This is a genomic window from Plantactinospora sp. KBS50 (assembly GCF_002285795.1).
In the GTDB taxonomy this organism is placed as follows: Bacteria; Actinomycetota; Actinomycetes; order Mycobacteriales; family Micromonosporaceae; genus KBS50.
The window spans coordinates 2780716-2797651 of the sequence record NZ_CP022961.1; the positions used below are offsets into that span (position 1 = coordinate 2780716).

General features: G+C 74.5%; 15 protein-coding genes. 9 read left to right on the forward strand and 6 right to left on the reverse strand.

The features are described 5' to 3' along the window. Window positions 1-66: 66 nt before the first annotated feature. The 6 genes from wecB to CIK06_RS12325 form a co-directional block, all read right to left on the reverse strand. Window positions 67-1314 carry a non-hydrolyzing UDP-N-acetylglucosamine 2-epimerase gene (gene wecB / locus CIK06_RS12300; RefSeq protein WP_198348217.1) on the reverse strand — a complete coding sequence of 416 codons (1248 nt, stop codon included), beginning with the start codon at window positions 1312-1314 and terminating at the stop codon, window positions 67-69. An 18-nt stretch (window positions 1315-1332) separates the two neighbouring features. Further along, complete coding sequence (locus CIK06_RS12305; protein WP_095564941.1) at window positions 1333-2190, reverse strand: choice-of-anchor P family protein; 858 nt, start codon at window positions 2188-2190, stop codon at window positions 1333-1335. Then, window positions 2178-2606 (reverse strand): hypothetical protein, encoded by a 429-nt coding sequence (locus CIK06_RS12310; protein WP_095564942.1) that lies wholly within the window; start codon window positions 2604-2606, stop codon window positions 2178-2180. Before CIK06_RS12310 ends, CIK06_RS12305 begins: the two co-directional genes overlap by 13 nt. Beyond that, on the reverse strand, window positions 2582-3682 hold the full coding sequence (locus CIK06_RS12315) for a glycosyltransferase (protein ID WP_095564943.1): 1101 nt from the start codon (window positions 3680-3682) through the stop codon (window positions 2582-2584). The genes CIK06_RS12310 and CIK06_RS12315 overlap by 25 nt, the downstream gene beginning before the upstream one ends. Next, complete coding sequence (locus CIK06_RS12320; RefSeq protein WP_095564944.1) at window positions 3672-4223, reverse strand: hypothetical protein; 552 nt, start codon at window positions 4221-4223, stop codon at window positions 3672-3674. Before CIK06_RS12320 ends, CIK06_RS12315 begins: the two co-directional genes overlap by 11 nt. A gap of 261 nt (window positions 4224-4484) precedes the next feature. After that, window positions 4485-5570 (reverse strand): NAD-dependent epimerase/dehydratase family protein, encoded by a 1086-nt coding sequence (locus CIK06_RS12325; RefSeq protein ID WP_095564945.1) that lies wholly within the window; start codon window positions 5568-5570, stop codon window positions 4485-4487. A 228-nt stretch (window positions 5571-5798) separates the two neighbouring features. Here CIK06_RS12325 and CIK06_RS12330 point away from each other — a divergent pair, with 228 nt between their 5' ends. The 9 genes from CIK06_RS12330 to CIK06_RS12375 all read left to right on the forward strand — a co-directional run bounded on the left by CIK06_RS12330 (window position 5799) and on the right by CIK06_RS12375 (window position 16915). Next, entirely contained in the window at window positions 5799-6833 is a 1035-nt protein-coding gene (locus CIK06_RS12330) for a sugar transferase (protein ID WP_198348218.1), read from the forward strand. Next, window positions 6826-7755 (forward strand): lipopolysaccharide biosynthesis protein, encoded by a 930-nt coding sequence (locus CIK06_RS30940; protein ID WP_095564946.1) that lies wholly within the window; start codon window positions 6826-6828, stop codon window positions 7753-7755. Before CIK06_RS12330 ends, CIK06_RS30940 begins: the two co-directional genes overlap by 8 nt. Before the next feature lie 634 nt (window positions 7756-8389). Beyond that, window positions 8390-9241, forward strand: a complete 852-nt coding sequence (locus tag CIK06_RS12345) for a bifunctional 2-polyprenyl-6-hydroxyphenol methylase/3-demethylubiquinol 3-O-methyltransferase UbiG (protein WP_095564948.1) — start codon at window positions 8390-8392, stop codon at window positions 9239-9241. Next, window positions 9238-10329, forward strand: coding sequence for a glycosyltransferase family 2 protein (locus CIK06_RS12350; RefSeq protein WP_095564949.1), 1092 nt, complete (start codon window positions 9238-9240; stop codon window positions 10327-10329). Before CIK06_RS12345 ends, CIK06_RS12350 begins: the two co-directional genes overlap by 4 nt. Beyond that, window positions 10326-11486 carry a glycosyltransferase gene (locus CIK06_RS12355; RefSeq protein WP_095564950.1) on the forward strand — a complete coding sequence of 387 codons (1161 nt, stop codon included), beginning with the start codon at window positions 10326-10328 and terminating at the stop codon, window positions 11484-11486. Before CIK06_RS12350 ends, CIK06_RS12355 begins: the two co-directional genes overlap by 4 nt. Beyond that, entirely contained in the window at window positions 11483-12823 is a 1341-nt protein-coding gene (locus CIK06_RS12360; protein WP_095564951.1) for an O-antigen ligase, read from the forward strand. The genes CIK06_RS12355 and CIK06_RS12360 overlap by 4 nt, the downstream gene beginning before the upstream one ends. Beyond that, window positions 12823-13782, forward strand: a complete 960-nt coding sequence (locus CIK06_RS12365; protein ID WP_157756727.1) for a glycosyltransferase family 2 protein — start codon at window positions 12823-12825, stop codon at window positions 13780-13782. The genes CIK06_RS12360 and CIK06_RS12365 overlap by 1 nt, the downstream gene beginning before the upstream one ends. Beyond that, window positions 13770-15038 carry a glycosyltransferase family 4 protein gene (locus CIK06_RS12370; RefSeq protein ID WP_095564953.1) on the forward strand — a complete coding sequence of 423 codons (1269 nt, stop codon included), beginning with the start codon at window positions 13770-13772 and terminating at the stop codon, window positions 15036-15038. Before CIK06_RS12365 ends, CIK06_RS12370 begins: the two co-directional genes overlap by 13 nt. Beyond that, window positions 15038-16915 (forward strand): hypothetical protein, encoded by a 1878-nt coding sequence (locus tag CIK06_RS12375; protein WP_095564954.1) that lies wholly within the window; start codon window positions 15038-15040, stop codon window positions 16913-16915. Before CIK06_RS12370 ends, CIK06_RS12375 begins: the two co-directional genes overlap by 1 nt. Window positions 16916-16936 lie beyond the last annotated feature (21 nt).

A 16936-nucleotide genomic window follows, 5' to 3' on the forward strand; every position in this document is an offset into this window, starting at 1 on the left:
GCAGGGCCGCGGCCCTGCGCCGGTGGGTCCGCCCTGGCGAAGGATGACCGCCGTCGGTGGTGGGGCTCAGCCGGGCGGGGCGTCCCGGGCGTCGGGTCCGCCCTCACCGACGGTGGACCGGTCGGGTACCCGCTGGGCGGCCCGCGGGTCCGGATGCGACGGGTGGCCGACGCCGGGGGAGCCGCCCCGCCGCGGGGAGACCGGGTGCGGCGTAGCGGGCAGGCCCAGCAGCGTGCCGATGGCGCGTACGCAGCGCTCAGCGGCGTGGCCGTCGCCGAAGACCAGCCGTCCCGCGGTCGGTGCGGGCTGGTCCAGCCGGCGCAGCACGGCGTCCACGATCCGCTGTGGATCGGTGCCGACGAGGTCGCCGAGGCGATGGTGGATGATCTCCGGCCGTTCGGTGGCGGCCCGGGTGACGACGAGCGGCACGCCGAGGCTGGCGGCCTCCTCCTGGAGGCCGCCGGAGTCGGTGACCACCACCCGCGCGGCGCGCAGCAGCCCGATCATTTCGGGGTACGTGACGGGGGCGAGCAGCCGGACCTGGGGCGCGTCGGCGAACCGGGTCCGGACCTGCTCGGCCAGCCGCGGGTTGGGGTGGGTGATGAGCGCGAGTTCGACGTCGGGCCGGCGGGTGAGCACGTCGCCCAACGCGTCGAGGACCCGCGCGATCCCGGCGCCCCAGTTCTCCCGGCGGTGCATGGTGGCCACCACGAGGTGACGGTGCGGGTCGACCCAGTGCGGCGTGCGGGCCAGGCCGTCCCGGAGCAGGAGCTGTACGGCGTCGACGACCGTGTTGCCGGTCACGACGACGCGTTCGGCGGGCACCGCCTCGGCGCACAGGTTGTCCCGGGCGGTCCGGGTGGGGGCCAGGTGCAGGGACGCCAACCGGGCGATCATCGCCCGGTTGGCCTCCTCCGGGAAGGGTTGGTGGACGTCGTGGCTGCGCAGCCCGGCTTCGAGGTGGACGACCGGTATCCGGTGCCAGAATGCCGTGACCGCACCGACCAGCGCGGTGGTGGTGTCGCCGTGTACCACCACGGCGTCCGGGCGGCGGCGGGTGAGCTGGCCGTCGACCGCCTGGATCAGCTCGGCGGCGAGTTCGGCCAGCGCCCCGGTGCGGCGGGTGGGTGTCAGGGTGACGTCGGTGTGCAGCCCGAACGGGGCCAGTGCCTCGGCGACCCGTCCGGGCTGCTGACCGGAGTCGACAACCGACGTGGTCAGGCGTGGGTCGTGACAGAGCAGCCGCACGATCGGCGCAACCTTGACCCCCTCGGGTCGGGTTCCGGCCAGGACCATGATCTCTTGTGGCACCACTCTGTCACGACCCATCACTCAGCCCCGCACCGTCTGCCGGCGGCGGTGCAGGACGAGCCCGCCCGTCCCGGCGATGATCGCGCCGAGGCCGAGGGCGATCGGGGCTCCGGCGAGCGGGATCGCCGGCACCGGGGGCGCCACGGCGTTGGGCCCGCAGTCGACCGCACCGATCTCGACGGAGGCGAGCGTTCCGCCGAGCGCCGAGATGTCCAGGGCGGTGACGCTGAGCTCCCCGGGCGTGGAGCTGGACTGCTCGTTGAGGGTCAGGCTCAGCACTCCGGGCACGCTCAACCCGGTGTTGGGTGCCGGGTTGGCCGGCAGCGAGAGCAGGGTCGTGGGTACGCCGAGGATCGTGGACACGATCCGCGCGTTGACCAGGCTCGCCGAGCCGGTCGCGGACGGGCTGCTCGTCGCCGTGCAGGACGCGTAGAGGGCGTCGGCGACGAGGGTGATGGTGGCCAGCCCGTTGGTGCCCAGCGTGAGGGTCACCTCGGCGCCGGGGGTCACGGTGCAGTCGCCACCGGAGCCGATGGTGAAGGTGCCGGCGCTGCCGAGCACCCCGGCGCAGGCCGCGGACGTCCCGTCGTTGAAGGCGCGGACGTACTGGCCCAGGACGCCCGCCGTGATGACGGTCTGGCCGCCGAGTACGGACAGCGGCGGGTTGGTGTCCCCGGAGATGGACTCGGTCGTGCCGTCGTTGGTGGCGGTGGCCGTTCCGGAGCTTGCCAGACCGCCTCCGACCAGGCTGATCTGCAACGCCGAGGCGCTGGCCTGTGACGTGTCGGCCAGCGCCGGCGAGGCGATGACCAGGGCCATCGTCAGGCCGCCGGCGATTGCCGCGGCGGTCCGGGCGAGGCCCGATCCTAGCTTGTGCATGTGAGATCTCTCTTTCCGTGCTTCGTGGCGATGTTGGGATGGTTCGCCGGGGTGGACTGCACGGGGGGATGCGGGCCCGTGGGGGCACCGCTGGGAGGGGCGTCGTCGAGGGTGGCGGCGCCGGTCGGCCGGGCCGGGTTCGTTGCGCCGCGGGCGCGGCCGGGACGCCGGGTCTGGTCGCCCACCCGGTCGGTCTTCTGCCACTCGGACCGGGACGCGAGCAGCCGGCCGAAGGCGACCCAGACGGCCACCGACTGCAGATAGCTGTAGAACCAGTGACCGACGCCCAGGCTCACCGCCGCGCCCATGGACAGGTGCGGCTCGCAGCGGTTGCGGTAGACCAGTCCCCAGACCGAGAAGGGAAGGACGCCGAAGACCGCCACCAGCGGGATCACCCCCAGCCGCCCGCGGTCCACCAGCCGAGGAGGCCGTCGGGAGTGCGGGCGACGTACCAGCCGAGGACGGCCAGACAGCCGAGGTAGATCGGGGTGCCGATGAGCTGGAACCAGGGGGCGGCGAGGAAGTGTGCGATCTCCAGGGTGGCGGAGTTGCCGATGCGCCGGGAGTGCAGGACGGCGCCCAGGTAGCGGGCACACTGCATCGAGCCCTGCGCCCAGCGGGCGCGTTGCCGGATGAGCGGCCGGACCCGGGTCAGCGCCTCCTGGGCGACCCAGGTCTCGGGGCAGTACTCGGTGCGGCTGCCCTGGAGCAGGATGTGCAGGCCGAGTTCGAAGTCCTCCAGCAGCGCGCCGTGCCACGGGGTGCCGTGCGCGGCGGCGAGTTGCTTCAGCAGGGACGCGCGGGTGAACTGGCCGTTGCCGCCCATGGCGACGCTGGCGGTGCGCCGGCGCAGGGACTGCATGGCGGCGATCGGTGCCCGGAACTCCATGTCCTGCAGCCGGACCAGCAGCCGGGACAGCCGCCCGAGACCGGTGCTGGGCCGGGCGCACTGCATCATCCGGACCTCGACCTGTACGGCGGCCACGTCCGCGGATCCGAAGTAGCGGGGGCCGGCGAGCGCGGCACGGCAGCGGGGGTCCAGGTAGCTGTCGGCGTCCAGGACGCCGACGATGATGCGTTCGGGATCGGTCTGGGCCGGCAGCCGGGATTCGATCGCCTGCCAGGCGGCGTTGAGCGCGGCCCCCTTGCCCTGCATCGCGTCCGGCAGCCGCCGGGACACGATCCGGACCCGGGGATCGGCGGCGAACGAGTGCAGGATCGCGCCGGTGCCGTCCTCGGATGCGTCGTCGACGCACCAGACCGTGACCTCGGGCAGGTCGCGGAGCAGCCGGTGCAGGGTGCCGGCGATGACGCTGCTCTCGTTGCGGCACGGAATGACGACGTGCCAGTCGAAGCGGGTGTGGTCGCCGCCGGTGGAGCGCTGCGTGCGCAGGTGCAGCACCAGGATGCTCAGCACGTAGGCGCAGAAGTAGACGCAGAGCAGGAACGCCGCGGTGTTCAGGACGGCGAGCGACTGGATCTCAATGGGCACCGCGTGCCCTCCTCGACCGGTCCCCGCGTCCGACGAGGAGAAGGAAGACGACGGTGACGGCGATCAGCCCGATCGTGCTGATCACGGAGCCGATCAGCACGTGGCTCCGTTCGTAGCCGACCTCGAAGCCCCAGATCTGCATCGACAGGACGACGGCGGTGAGCCGGATCTGGTTGACGACCACGAGCAGGCCGACCGCCAGGGCCACCGCGATCACGGCCCGGGGGACCGTGATCCGCCGGAAGCCGACCAGCAGTCCGGCGAGGACGAACGGCGGGACCAGCAGGAGGGCGACCGAACAGCCGGTGGACACCAGGAAGCCGACCCAGCGGTGGTCGAGCGGGAAGATCACCGCGGCGCCCACGGCGGTGGTGTGGGCAAGGCCGGTCGCGGACACCAGTCGCGCGTTCAGCCCTGCCTCCACGACCGCCACGGCGTGCCACCAGCGCAGCAGCGCCGCGCCCACGGCGACGCCGGAGACGGCACCGAGCGACACCCGCAGCCAGCCCAGCGTCGAGCGGACCGTCGATCCTGTGTTCATCGCGGTCGGCGGCCCAGGGTGGCGACCCAGAGGAACGCTCCGAGCATGATCAGGCCTATCCCCACGAGCAGCCAGGAATGGACCGCTACCCCTGTGGTGGCCAGTCCTCCGCTGACCCACGGGCCTTTCGGCGGACCCCCGTACATCGCCATCACCCCTCGCCGCTAGTCGGTACTTCTACCTATAAAAGGAGCATATCGGGCACCAGGATGCTTGCACCCAGATCACATAAAGTGGGGAGGTATCGCCTCAGTGCCCCCGTCAGCGGGCGGCGCTCGCCGCCGCCGGCGCGGGCTCGGCCGTCTGTGGCTGGCGGGGCTGGTGTCCGCGCTGCGTCGCCCCGCCTCTGCGTCGCCGCGCCTCCCGGGCGGTCAGTTGTATCCCCTCGGCCACCCCGAGGGTGGGGCGCCAGCCGAGCTGCGCGAGCGCCTTGCTGCCGTCCAGCGCCATCCGGCGCGCCTCCTGGGGGTCCGGGTGCGGCACGTGGTGCGCGTCGATGTCGACGCCGACCGTCGAGCGCAGCAGCCGGAAGACGTCGTTGACGCTGGTCTGCCGGCCGGTCGCGATGTTGAGCAGCCCGGCACCCGGGTGGTGGCAGGCCCGGGCCACCGCGTCGGCCACGTCCGTGATGTGCACGAAGTCGCGGGTCTGCCGGCCGTCACCGTGGATCGTCGGCGGTCGCCCGTCCAGCAGCGCCTCCAGCATCCGGCCGACCACGCCGGACCCGCCGCCCCCGCCCGCCGGGGGCGGGCCGTAGACGTTGCCGAAGGCCAGGGCGGTGTAGGCCAGGTCGTGCTCCCGCCGGTACCAGTCCAGGTAGCAGACCCCGACCGCCTTGCTGATCCCGTACGGCGTCGTCACCGCCAGCGGACGGTTCTCGCGCAGCGGCAGGCTGTCCGCCGGCACGCTGCCGTAGATGGCGCTGCTGGCCGCGTGGACGAAGAGCCGGACCCCGCTGCGCACGCAGGCGTCGATCACGTTGATGGTCCCGAAGATGTTGACGTCGGCGTCGAACAGCGGCGACTCCTGGGCCGCGGGCAGGCTGCCCTGCGCCGCGAGATGCACCACCACGTCCGGCTCCCAGTCGTGGATCACCTCCATCGCCTCGGCGGTGCGGATGTCGCCCTTCAGGACGTCCGACTGGGACAGACCGCCGTACGCGGCGTCCGCGAGGTTCTCCACCCGGCCGGTGGAGAAGTCGTCCAACACCTTGACGTGAATGCCCATCAGCATGAGCCGGGCGACGACGTTGCTGCCGATGAAGCCGGCACCACCGGTCACGAGTACGCGGTTCGGGGCCGAGGTGGCGGGCGCGGTCGCCCCGGTCTGGGTGGACGTCATGTCCATCGTGAACTCCTTGACACAGGTTGCTTTTCGGCCGGTATCGGCGGAGTGGTCGCCCGATCCCGCTACATCAAGCAGGAGTATCAGGCGAACCAGCACGAAAGGGACGTAAACCCATATAGATGAGCAAGCTTTTCTTTCGCTAAAAATAGGTTTTTCTGCCCATTAATGCTCCATAGTGCTCAACAGGCTTCCTGTCCATGCAGGCAGAGGTGAGGGAGGTGCGATCAGGTGGGGCGATCACCGATCAGCGTTCCGGCCGACCGGCGATCGGCGGGCACGGCGGGACACGAGGACTGCCGACCGGCGGGCATCACCCGGTCCGGCAACGCCCGGCGTACCCCCGGCCGGCAGTCGGGGATCCCGGCCCGGCACCGTGCCGTGGTGGTGGAGCCGGCGCCGGGTTCGGCGACCGACCGCGACCGGCTCGACGCGGAGTTCGACGTCGTCCTGCGGCTGCCCGCCGACACCGGGGGCGAACGCCTGGCCGCCGCGCTGCGGCGGCTGCGCCCCCAACTGTTGCTGCTCAAGGACTCGCTGGAAAGCGTCGACGCCTCGACCGTGGCCGTGTGCCGGCAGTTCGGGGTGGAGATCTTCGTGCTGGCCCGGCCCGCCTACGGCCTGCTGCCCACGCCGAGCCTGCGCCGGTTCGGCGGGCTGCCGTGGATCAGACTCAGGTCGGGGCAGGGTCGCCGCACCGGCGAGCGGGTCAAGCGGGCGATCGATCTCGGCATCGTCGCGCTCAGCGCGGTGCTGGTGCTTCCGCTGGTGGCCAGCATCGCGATCGCCGTGTCGTTCACCGGTCCGCCGTTCTACCGCCAGCGGCGCGTCGGGGCGGGCGGTCACCACTTCCACATGATCAAGTTCCGCACCATGCGGCCCGGCGCGGAACGGGACAGCGGACCGGTGCTCGCCCAGCCGGGGGACGCCCGGATCACCCGGATCGGCGGGTTCCTGCGTCGCACCCGGCTGGACGAACTCCCGCAACTGTGGAACGTCGTGCGCGGCGAGATGAGCCTGGTCGGTCCCCGGCCGGAGCGGCCCGAGTTCATCACCGGGTTCCGGCAACTGCCGCACTACGACCTGCGACACCTGATTCGACCCGGTCTCACCGGCCTCGCCCAACTCACCGGCGGCTACGCGGCCACCGTGGAGGAGAAGCTTCGCTGCGATCTGCTCTACCTGAACTGCCGGTCGCTGCGGATGGACCTGACCCTGCTGGCGCTGACCGCGCTGGAACTCGTCCGGGGGTTCCCCCGTGGCTAGCGCGACCGGCACCGACGGCGGACGGCTGGTCCGCAACACGCTGAGCATGCTGGGCGCCCGGATCGTGGTGGCGCTGACCGGCCTGGTCGCCATGCCCGTCGTCTACCAGCACCTCGGCCCGGCGGCGTTCGGCGTCTGGGTGCTGCTGACCGGGCTGTTCGCGATCGCCACGCTGTTGGACCTCGGCCTCGGCGCCGCCCTCGTCCGCGAGGTGGCGGCCGTACCGACCGACACCGCGCCGTCCCGGGTGATCCGCCGGCTGCTCGGCCTGGGGCTGGCCTGGGGGCTGGTGCTGGGCACGCTCGTCTCCGGCGCCTTCGCCGTGGGTTGGCCGTGGATCGCGCAACTGCTGCGGCTGGGCGAGCTGACCCGCGACGCCTGGCACGCCACCCTGTGGCTGCTGCTCGGCGTGGTCGCCGGCGGTGTGGAACTGCCCTGGCGGGCCGTGCTGGAGGGGGTCCAACGCTACGGCGCGCTGGCGCTGGTGACCGCCGTCACCGCCGTGGTCGGCGCCGTTCTGGCGATCGTCGCGGTCCGCCTCGGCGGCGGGATCGTCGGGCTGGCCGCCAGCACCGCGGCCACCGGCGTGATCCGGGCGCTCGTGCTCGCCGGCATGGCCGAGCGGTGGTACCGGCACCTGACCCCCGCCTCGGCCGGCTGGCCGGGCGCGACCTGCGTCGGGTGGGCGGATACGGGCTGCGGGTGCAGGCCTCCAACGGGTCCGCCGCGGTCAACGTGGAGCTGGACCGGCTGGTGCTGGGCGGGTTCTTCGGGCCGACCGTGGCCGGCGACGTCGATCTCGGCACCCGGCTGCTCAACCTGTTGCGGCTGCCGCCCAGCCTGGGCCTGCTGGTGCTGTTTCCCACGGCCGTCCGGCGGGCCGCCACCGAGGGCCGGGCCTGGCTGGACACGTTCTACCTGACCGCGGTGCGCTGCCTGGCCACCGTGCTGGCCCCGGCCGCGGCGGCGCTGATGGTCGGCGCCGAACCGCTCGTGCGGTTGTGGCTGGGCCGCCCACTGCCCTGGGCCGGGGCGACCATCGTGATCCTCGCCCCCGCGTACGCGGCGAACCTGATCATGGGCGCCGCGACCGTCGTCGCCCGGGTCGAGGGCCGTCCGGGGCTGGAAACCGGGTACGTGCTGATGTCGGTCGGCCTGAACCTCGCGCTGACCGTGCCGCTGCTGATGCTGGCCGGCCCGCTCGGGGTGCCGGCCGCGACGTCGCTGTCCGTGGCCGTGGCCACCGGGTACTTCCTGCTGCACTTCCACCGCGCGACCCGGCGGCCGGTGCGCCCCGTGCTGCGGGTGCTCTGGCCGCCGGTCGCCGTCTCGGTCGCGGCCGGCGCCAGCACGGCCCTGCTCGCCGCGGTCCTGCCCCTGCCGGACGGGCCGGGGCGCCTGTCCGCGGCGCTCGCCGTCACCACCCGCGCCGGCCTGACCGTCGGGCTGGCCGTCGCGCTGCTCGTCTCCTGCGGGTATCTCCGCGCCGACGACCGGGCCCGGCTGCGGGCACTGGCCGGCCGGGCCCGCGTCGTCGCATCCACGGGAGCACACCGATGAGTTCCGGAACCCTTTCCACGACCTGCCTCAGTTGCGGCAGCGATCTACCCCACCGGGCCGAACTGGACGGCGTCGTGCACCGGTGCGACCGTTGCGGTTTCGGCTGGACCGTGTCGGATCCGGACACCGCGCCGGTGCGGTACGAGTCGGAGTACTTCACCGGCGGCGGCTACGAGGACTACTTCCAGCCGGCGCCCCGACGGTTCGAGGCCGCCCGGCGGCTGCGCTGGCTCTCCGGCCTGGTCCGGCCCTCGACGCTGGTGGAGGCGGGGTGCGCCGGCGGGTACTTCCTGGAGGCCGCGCGTGACGCCGGCTTCGCGGTGACCGGTGTGGAGCTGTCCCGGACGGCCGCGAACTTCGCCACCGAGCGGCTCGGGGTGCCGGTCCTGCAGGGCCGCTTCGAACAGGTGGCGGCGACGCTGCGTGCCGACGTGGTCTGCGCCTTCCACGTCCTGGAACACGTGGACGACCCGCGGCTGCTCCTGCAGACGGCGCGTCAGGTGCTGGCCCCCGGCGGATGGTTGGCACTGGAGGTGCCGAACATCGCCTCGGTGGCCGCCCAGCGGTTCGGGCGGCAGTGGCCCGGCCTGCAACCGGAGTACCACCGCTGGCACTTCACCCCGGAGTCGTTGACGAAGCTGCTGGTCGGCTCCGGCTTCGACGTCGTCCGGCGGGACACGGCGGTGTTCCGGTACTACATGCCGCTGCGCTACCGCCTCCGGCACGCGCGCCAGGTGCTGCCGCCCGACCTGATCAGCATGCGCTCGCCCCGGTTGACCCATCCGTGGCGAGCGGACCTGCTGCGGGTGATCGCCCGCAGACCGACGTCCGGACGGAGTGACCGATGAGCCACCGTGATGACGAAGCGCGCGGCCCGGTGCCGTCGGCACGGGTCGGCGGCGACCCGAGGACCGGCGACCCGACGACCGGCGCCCACCCGCGCCCGCGACCGGCGGTGCGACCGCCGGGTCCGACCCTGTCCATCCTGCTGATCAGCTGGAACACCCGGGAGCAGACCCGCCGCTGCCTGGAGTCGCTGGCGCAGACCGCCGCCGACCTGGACTACGAGGTGGTGGCCGTGGACAACGCCTCCCGCGACGGGTCGGCCGACCTGCTCGCCGGCTGGCCCCGGGTACGGCTGATCCGCAACGGGTTCAACGTCGGCTTCGCCGCCGCGGTCAACCAGGCGTACCGGCTGGCCCGGGGCGAGCTGATCCTGCTGCTCAACAGCGACGTGGTGGTCCACCCGGGCGCGCTGTCGCGGATGGTCGGATTCCTGCGCGACCGGCCGGGCGCGGCCGGCGTCAGCCCGCGCTACCTCAATCCCGACGGCACCTTCCAGCAGCACTACGTGCAGCAACCCAGCTTCCCGGCGGCGCTGGCCCTGACCACCGCCCTCCGCCGGATACCCCGGTTCCGGCGGGCGCTGCACACCTTCCAGATGCGCGGCGAGGACTTCAGCCGGCCCCGCCTGCTGGCCTCCGGCAGTTGCATGCTGCTGCGCCGTGCCGTGCTGGAACCGGACCGCATCTTCGACGAGCGGTTCCCGGTCTACTGGAACGACGCGATCCTCGCCCGAGAACTGGAACGGGACGGCCACGAGCTGTGGATGATCCCGGACGCCGTCGTGACCCACGTCCGGGGCGCCTCCTGCCGGCTGCTGGGCGACGAGGTCCGCTTCCGCCACCTGCTCGGCGGCCTGGTCTGCTACCTGCGGCTGACCCAGCCCCGGCACCGGATCGGGATCTTCCGCCTGGTCGTGCTGGCCGACCACGTACTGAAGCGGGCGTGCCGCCGCGAGGTCCAGATGCCGCTCGCTGCCCTGCGCGGCGCGCTGCGCGGCGACGTCGGCCCACTGCCGGACGGCGACGCCCGGCGCCGGCCCGGCCCGGTGGGCGGCCGGCGGGACCGGGTCACCGCGCGGGGGGCGGCATGACCGAGGTGACCGGCGCGGCCGTACGGACCGAGGGGTACGGCGCCCCGGCCGGCACCGCCGACTGGGTGGTCTTCTTCAGCGGCACGCCCTGGCCGGGCGGCGCCCACCGGCAGCACGCCCTGGCCCGGCAGCTCGCCACCGCGTACCGGGTGGTCTTCGTCGACCCGCCGGGACACCGGATCCGCTCGCGGGCCAGCATCCGCCCGGTGGAGCGGCGCATCTGGCGCGCCGTGCTGCCGACCGTGGCTCCCTTCGGCCGGCACCTGCCGCCGGCCAACGCCGCCAACCGGCGGGTGGCCGTGGCGTCGCTGCGACGCTGGCTGGACCGCGAGGCCGGGACCGTGCGCCTGGTCTGGCTCGACGAGGATCTGGCCGCGCCCTGCGCGGTCCTGCTCGACACCGCCGCCGTCGTCTACGACGCGGCCGACCTGGACTGGACCTTCACCCGCCGGTGGAACCGCAACCACCTGCGCCGCAGCCTCACCCGGGCGGTGGCCGCGGCCGATCTGGTGCTGGCCTCCTCCACGGCGTTGCCGGCCCGGATGCCCGCCGGCCGGCGGGCGCCCGTGGTGCTGCCCAACGCCTGCGACCCGGAACACTTCACCCCGCACGGGCCGACCGCGTCCCGCCCGGGCGGGACGCCCGGGCCGGTGATCGGCTACTGCGGGGCGGTGGACACCCGGGCCTTCGACGGCGAGCTGATCGCCGCGGTGGCCCGGAGCCGACCCGAGTGGACGTTCCTGCTGATCGGGCCGAGCACCCGCACCGGCCGGGCGGCGCTGGCCGGGCTGACCAACGTGCGGCTGGCCGGGCCGGTGCCGTACGCCGAACTGCCCGGGATGCTGCGCGCCTGCGACGTCACCGTCATCCCGTACCGGATCGGCGGGCTGGTGGACTACGTCCACCCGAAGAAGTGCTACGAGTACCTGGCCCTCGGCAAGCCGGTGGTGGCCACCCCGCTGCCGGCGTTGCGCGGGCTGGCCGGCGTCGTCCGGCTCGCCGCCGGCCCGGACGCCTTCGCCGACGGGATCGCCGCGGCCCTGGCCGAGGCGAGCATCCCGGCGCAGGTCGCCCGGCGGCGCGCGGTGGCCCGGGCGAACAGCTGGACCGCCCGGGGCGAGCAACTGCGTACCCTGCTGGCCGAGGTCGCCCGGTGACGCGGGCCGCCGTCGGTGCGGGCGTGGCGCTCACCGGCGCCGCGCTCGGCGTCGCCGTGTCGCTGACCATGACGCTGCCCGGCAGTCTGGCGCCGGCCGCCACGGGCGCGCTGGTGCTGCTCGGCATCTTCCTGCTGTGGCCCTGGACGGTGTTGCCGGTCGGGATCGTCGGCGGCGCGACGGTCGGCGCCCTGGTGAGCGGGGGAGACGTCCGCAGCTACGTGGCGATCCACCTGGCGCTGCTGGCGGTCGGCGGCACCGCCGTGCTCGTCCGGCGCGGCCTGAACCTCGGCGGCCGGCGCCGGCGGACCCCGGCCGACCGGGCGATGCTGGTGGTCGCCGGGCTGTCCGTGGTCGCCGCCGGCGCCGGCCTGGCGATCGGCAATCCGCCCGCGGACGTCGTCGTCGCGGCCTACCAGATCGCCGTCATCCCGATCTACTTCCTGCTCGCCACGTACACCCTCGACACCCCGCGCCGGTTGGTCGCCGCCGGGCTGCTCTACGTCGGCATGCTGGCCGTCCTGGTGGCCGCGTCGATGACCGCGCCGGGCCGGCACGGCGGGCTGCTCACCCTGCTGGCCGCCCCGCCGCTGATCTGGGCCGCCGGGCGGACCCGGGGTTGGCGCCGGGCCGCCGCGGTGCTCGTCGCCGGACTCTTCACGATCGACGTGGTGCTCGCCGCGTACCGCGGGATCTGGCTGGCGGCCGGGACGACCCTGCTGGTCATGCTGGTGTTCGGCGGTCGGGCGGTCCGGACCGGCCTGGCCGCCACCGCGGCCGTCGGTGCCGCCGGCGGCGTCCTGCTCGCGTTCGTGCCGGGGGTGGCGCAGCGGGCCGGGGAGATCGTCGCCGAACTGCACCAGTCGGCCGGCTACCGCGCGTCGGAGTCGACGGTCGGCCTGGACGTCTTCACCCGGTGGCCGATCCTCGGCGCCGGGCTCGGACAGTCCACCGCCGACGTGTACCTGTCCGGCTTCGCCCGCACCGACGTCGGTCCGGTCTACCACGCCTTCTACGTCACGCTGCTGGCCAACGTGGGACTGGTGGGGCTGATCCTGGTGCTGTGGCCGGTGCTGCGGGGCATCCGGGCCGGGCTGGCCGACCGGGACGGGCTCGCCCTGCCGTTCGCGGCGCTGTGCTGCGGGTTCCTCGGCGCGGCGATGTTCGCCGCGCCCACCGACGGGCACTGGGAACTGGGCCTGCTGCCCGCCCTGGTGCTGCTGTCCACCCCGCACCGGCCGCCGTCGGACCAGGCGCCGCCGGAGCGGCACGGCCCGCCCCCGCCCCGGCACCGCCGGTCCGGCGCGCCCGTCCGGATCCCGGCGGTGACGTGCTGATGGCCGTGCCCGACGCGACGGCGATCGTCGTCACCCACAACTCCGGCCGGCAGATCCTGGCCGCCCTGGCGGCGCTCCGGCAGGCAGGGCTGCCGGTACGGCTTGTCGACAACGGCTCCACCGACCGCACCGTCGAGCTGGCCCGGTCGCACTTCCCCGAGGTCACCGTCCTGACCGGGCACGGAAACGCCGGCTTCGCCGTCGCGGTCAACCGGGCCGCGTACGGCGTGCGCAGCGCGGTGCTCCTGCTGGTCAACCCCGACTGTGTGGTCCCGCCGGAGACCGCCCGGACGCTCGTCGAGGTGGTGGCCAACCGTCCGGAGGTCGGCATCGCCGGCCCCCGGCTGCTGGACGCGCAGGGTCGGGTGGCGGTCAGCGCGCACCCGTTCGAGACGTTGCGCACGGTCGTGGCGAGCCGCTTCGGCGGGACGCTGGTACCGGTGGCGCTGCGCCGGTGGCTCGCCGGAGGGCAGCGCCGCCGGGCGTACGCCGCCTGCCTGCGGGGCGCCCGGCCGACGCCGGTGGACTGGGTCTCCGGCGCCTGCCTGGCCGTGCGGACCAGCCTGTTCACCGCCGTCGGCGGGTTGGACGAGGCGTACTTCCTGTACTACGAGGACGAGGAACTGTGCCTGCAGGCCCGCCGGCGCGGAGCCGAGGTGCTGTACGTGCCGTCGGTGGCCGCGGTCCACTCCGGCGGCGGGAGCAGCAGCGACCCGGCCTGGATCTGGCCGCACCTCTACCGCAGCATGCTGCTGTTCTTCCACCGCCACCGGCCGCGGTCCCGACGGGCCGTGCGGGCCGTGGTGCTGGCCCGGGCGCTGCTGGGCGTCGCCCTGGCCGCCGTACGGATGTTGCTGCAACCGCGGGCCGGCACCGCCCGGATGCGGGCCTGGGCCCGGGTCGGCCGCATCGCGGTCACCCGACTGCACAGCGGAGGAAACGAGTCATGCACGTTCTGATCACGGTGGTCGGTGCGCGCAGCGAACACTGGACCGACCTGTTCGACGTTCTCTGCGAACGACCCGGACTCCGTCTCACCGTGCTCGCCGCCGACGTGTCGCCGACCACCGGCCGGGAGTTGGCCCGGCTGGGCCGCCGGCATCCCGACTTCCGGGCCGAGGTGCTGCCGCACCGGCTGGGCGAGCGGCTGACCGGCCACATGGCCTCGGTCATGTTCCGGCTGGACGGCCGGTCCGGTCCGCCGGTGGCGTCGCCGCCGGACATCGTGCACGTCATCGGCGAGGCCGCCTACCTGTCGACCTGGCAGGTGCTGCGCAGCCGCCGGCGGCACTGGCCGCGGGCGGCGACCACGCTGTACGCCGCGCAGAACGTCGTGACCCGGTTCCCGATGCCGTTCCCGCTGCTGGAGCGGCGTGCCTACCGCGCCGTGGACATGATCCTGCCGATCACCCCGGCCGCCCGGCAGGTGCTGCGCGCCAAGGGCTACCGGGGCGCCACGACGATCGTTCCGCTCGGTGTGGACACCCGCACGTTCCGCCCGGATGCCGGGGCCGATGCCGATGCCGATGCCGGGGTCGGTGTCGGTGTCGGTGTCGGTGCCGGGGCCGGCACCCCGGGTCGGTTCACCGTGGGCTTCGTGGGCCGCTTCGAGCCGCACAAGGGGATCCCGGACCTGCTGCGCGCCGCCGAACTCGCCGACTGCGACGTACTGCTGGTCGGCGACGGCAGCCTGGCCGCCGAGATCGACCGGGCGGCCCGCAGCCGACCGGGCCGCATCCGGCGGTACGGCTGGACCGGCCACGCCGACCTGCCCGCCCTGCTGGGCCGGGCGGACGCGCTGGCACTGCCGGCCCGGGAGATCACCCAGCGCAACGTCCTGCCCTGGGTCGGCATCCCGCTGCGGGAACAGTTCGGCCGGGTCCTGGTGGAGGCGATGGCCTGCGGGCTGCCGGTGCTCGGCAGCGACGTCGGGGAGATCCCGTACGTCATCGGCGACGCCGGGTTGACGTTCCCGGCCGGGGACGTGTCGGCGTTCGCCGAGCGGCTCACCCGGGTGCGCGACCAGCCCTCGACGGCCCGGCAACTGGCCGCCAACGGACTGCGCCGGGTGGCCGGCGAGTTCGCCTGGGAGCGGATCGCCGATCAGCTCTGTGACATCTGGCAGCGGCTGCACGAGGAGCGGACCGCAGGGTCCGACCCGGCAGCGTCCCGTCCGACCGCGGGGGTCGGCACCAACCGGAAGGTGACGAACTGATGCGTACCGTCGATCTGCGTGTGCTGGCGGCCGCCGCCTGGCGGCGCACCGCACTGCCGCTGCTCGGCCTGGCCGCCGGCCTGGCCGCCGCACAGGCCGTCACGCCGCTGTTGCCGGCCCGGTACGAGGCGCAGGCGTCGGTGCTCGTGATGGCCGACGCCCCGCGCGACCGGTCGGCCGACGTGAGCCTCGCCCTCGCGCAGAACCTGGCGCCCACCGTCGCCCGGCTGGCCGGCTCGCGGGAGGTGGCAAGCGCCACCGCCCGGCAACTCGGGCTGCCCGAGTCGGCGGTCATCGGCAACGTGCACGGCTCGTCCGAGCCCGGCCTGCAGATCGTCACGGTGCGCAGCGACGCCGGCTCGGCGGATCGGGCGGCGGCCATCGCCAACGCCGCCAGCCGGGCGCTGGGCGAGCAGTTGGGCCGGCTGGAGATCGGCGGCGACACACCGGTGACCACCCGGGTGTTGGACACCGCCAACCCGCCGTCCCGGCCCGACTTTCCGAAGCCGCCGCTCAACGGCGCGCTGGGCGCGCTCGTCGGCCTGCTCGCGGGTTGGGGCGCCATGCTGCTGCGGGACCGGTTCGACGGCCGCATCCGGGATGTGGCGGGGCTGGAGGCGCGGCTCGGGTTGCCCGTCGTCGGCATCCTCCCGGACCTGCCCAAGCGGTTCGACCGGCACCACGCGCCGGCGCTGCTGGACCGCGGCGAGGTCGCGGCGGCCACCCGCGCCACGATCTCGGCGCTGAGCCTGCTCGCCGCCGGGTCCGGGCGCCGGCTGCTGGTGATGGGCGTGCACGACGACGACGGCGCCGCGCTGCTGAGCGCGCTGCTGGGCCTCGCGATGGCCCGCGAGGGCCAGCGGGTCACCATCGCCGACGCCGCGGTCCGCGACCCCGTCCTGTCGGGACACTTCCCGGAGACCTCGGCCACCTGGCAACAGTTGCTGGCCACCGGGCGCCCCCCGGGCCAGCAGCCCGACCTGCCGACGCTCACCGTCCTGCCGACCGAACCGGCGCCGAGCCTGAGCCGCGAGCAGGCGCGGGAACTGGGCCGGCTGCTGGACACCGCGGCCGGCCGGGCGGACTGCGTCATCGTCCACGCACCACCGGTGCTGGCCAGTTGCGACACCGCGGCCCTGGCCGAGCACGTCGACGGGGTGCTGCTGGTGGTCTCGGCGCGCCGGACGGACCCGGCCGGGGCGGTGCGGGCCGCGGCGCTGCTGCGCCGGCTGAACCTGCCGCTGGTCGGCACCGTCGCCGTGGGCAGGATCGATCAGGGGTCCCCGCGGCCGGCCGCGGACGCCGGCCGGGTCGACCCGCTCCGGGCCGCCGGGCCGATGCTGCCGCGGTACCCGGGCGCACGCCGCGGCCGGGACGCCGCCTCGGCCAGGGCGCCGCGGGCGCTGAGCGCTCTGCCGGCGGCGGCGGATCCGCCCGCCGCGGTGGACCGGCTCGCGGCGGCGCAGCCGGTGGGAGGCAACCGTCTCGCGCAAAAGGCGCAGCCGGTGGGAACCCACCGGCTCGACGAATCCGAACCGGACCCGGCCGGTCGCACCGGGGACGTGCCCTCGGCGCCGCCGCGGCAGCCGCACCAGGATCACCCGGCCACCCTGCCGATGGTGGTCGAGGCCGACACGCCGGCACCGCCCTCGCCGCTGGACGGCGTGGCCCGGTGGTCCACGCCGGTGATCGCCGGCGGCCGGATGCCGGCCGACTCGGCCCTGGGCCGCCCGCTGGCGCCGCGGGGCGTGTCCGACGGTCCCCGTCCGGTGGCCACCGGACGGGCACAGGTCACCGGCGTGGCCGAGCCCCGGCCGGCCGGCGACGCCGTCGACGGGCGCCGGGACGGTGGCCCCGGCCACCGCGCGGCGCACTGACATCGCAACCGTTCCGCACAT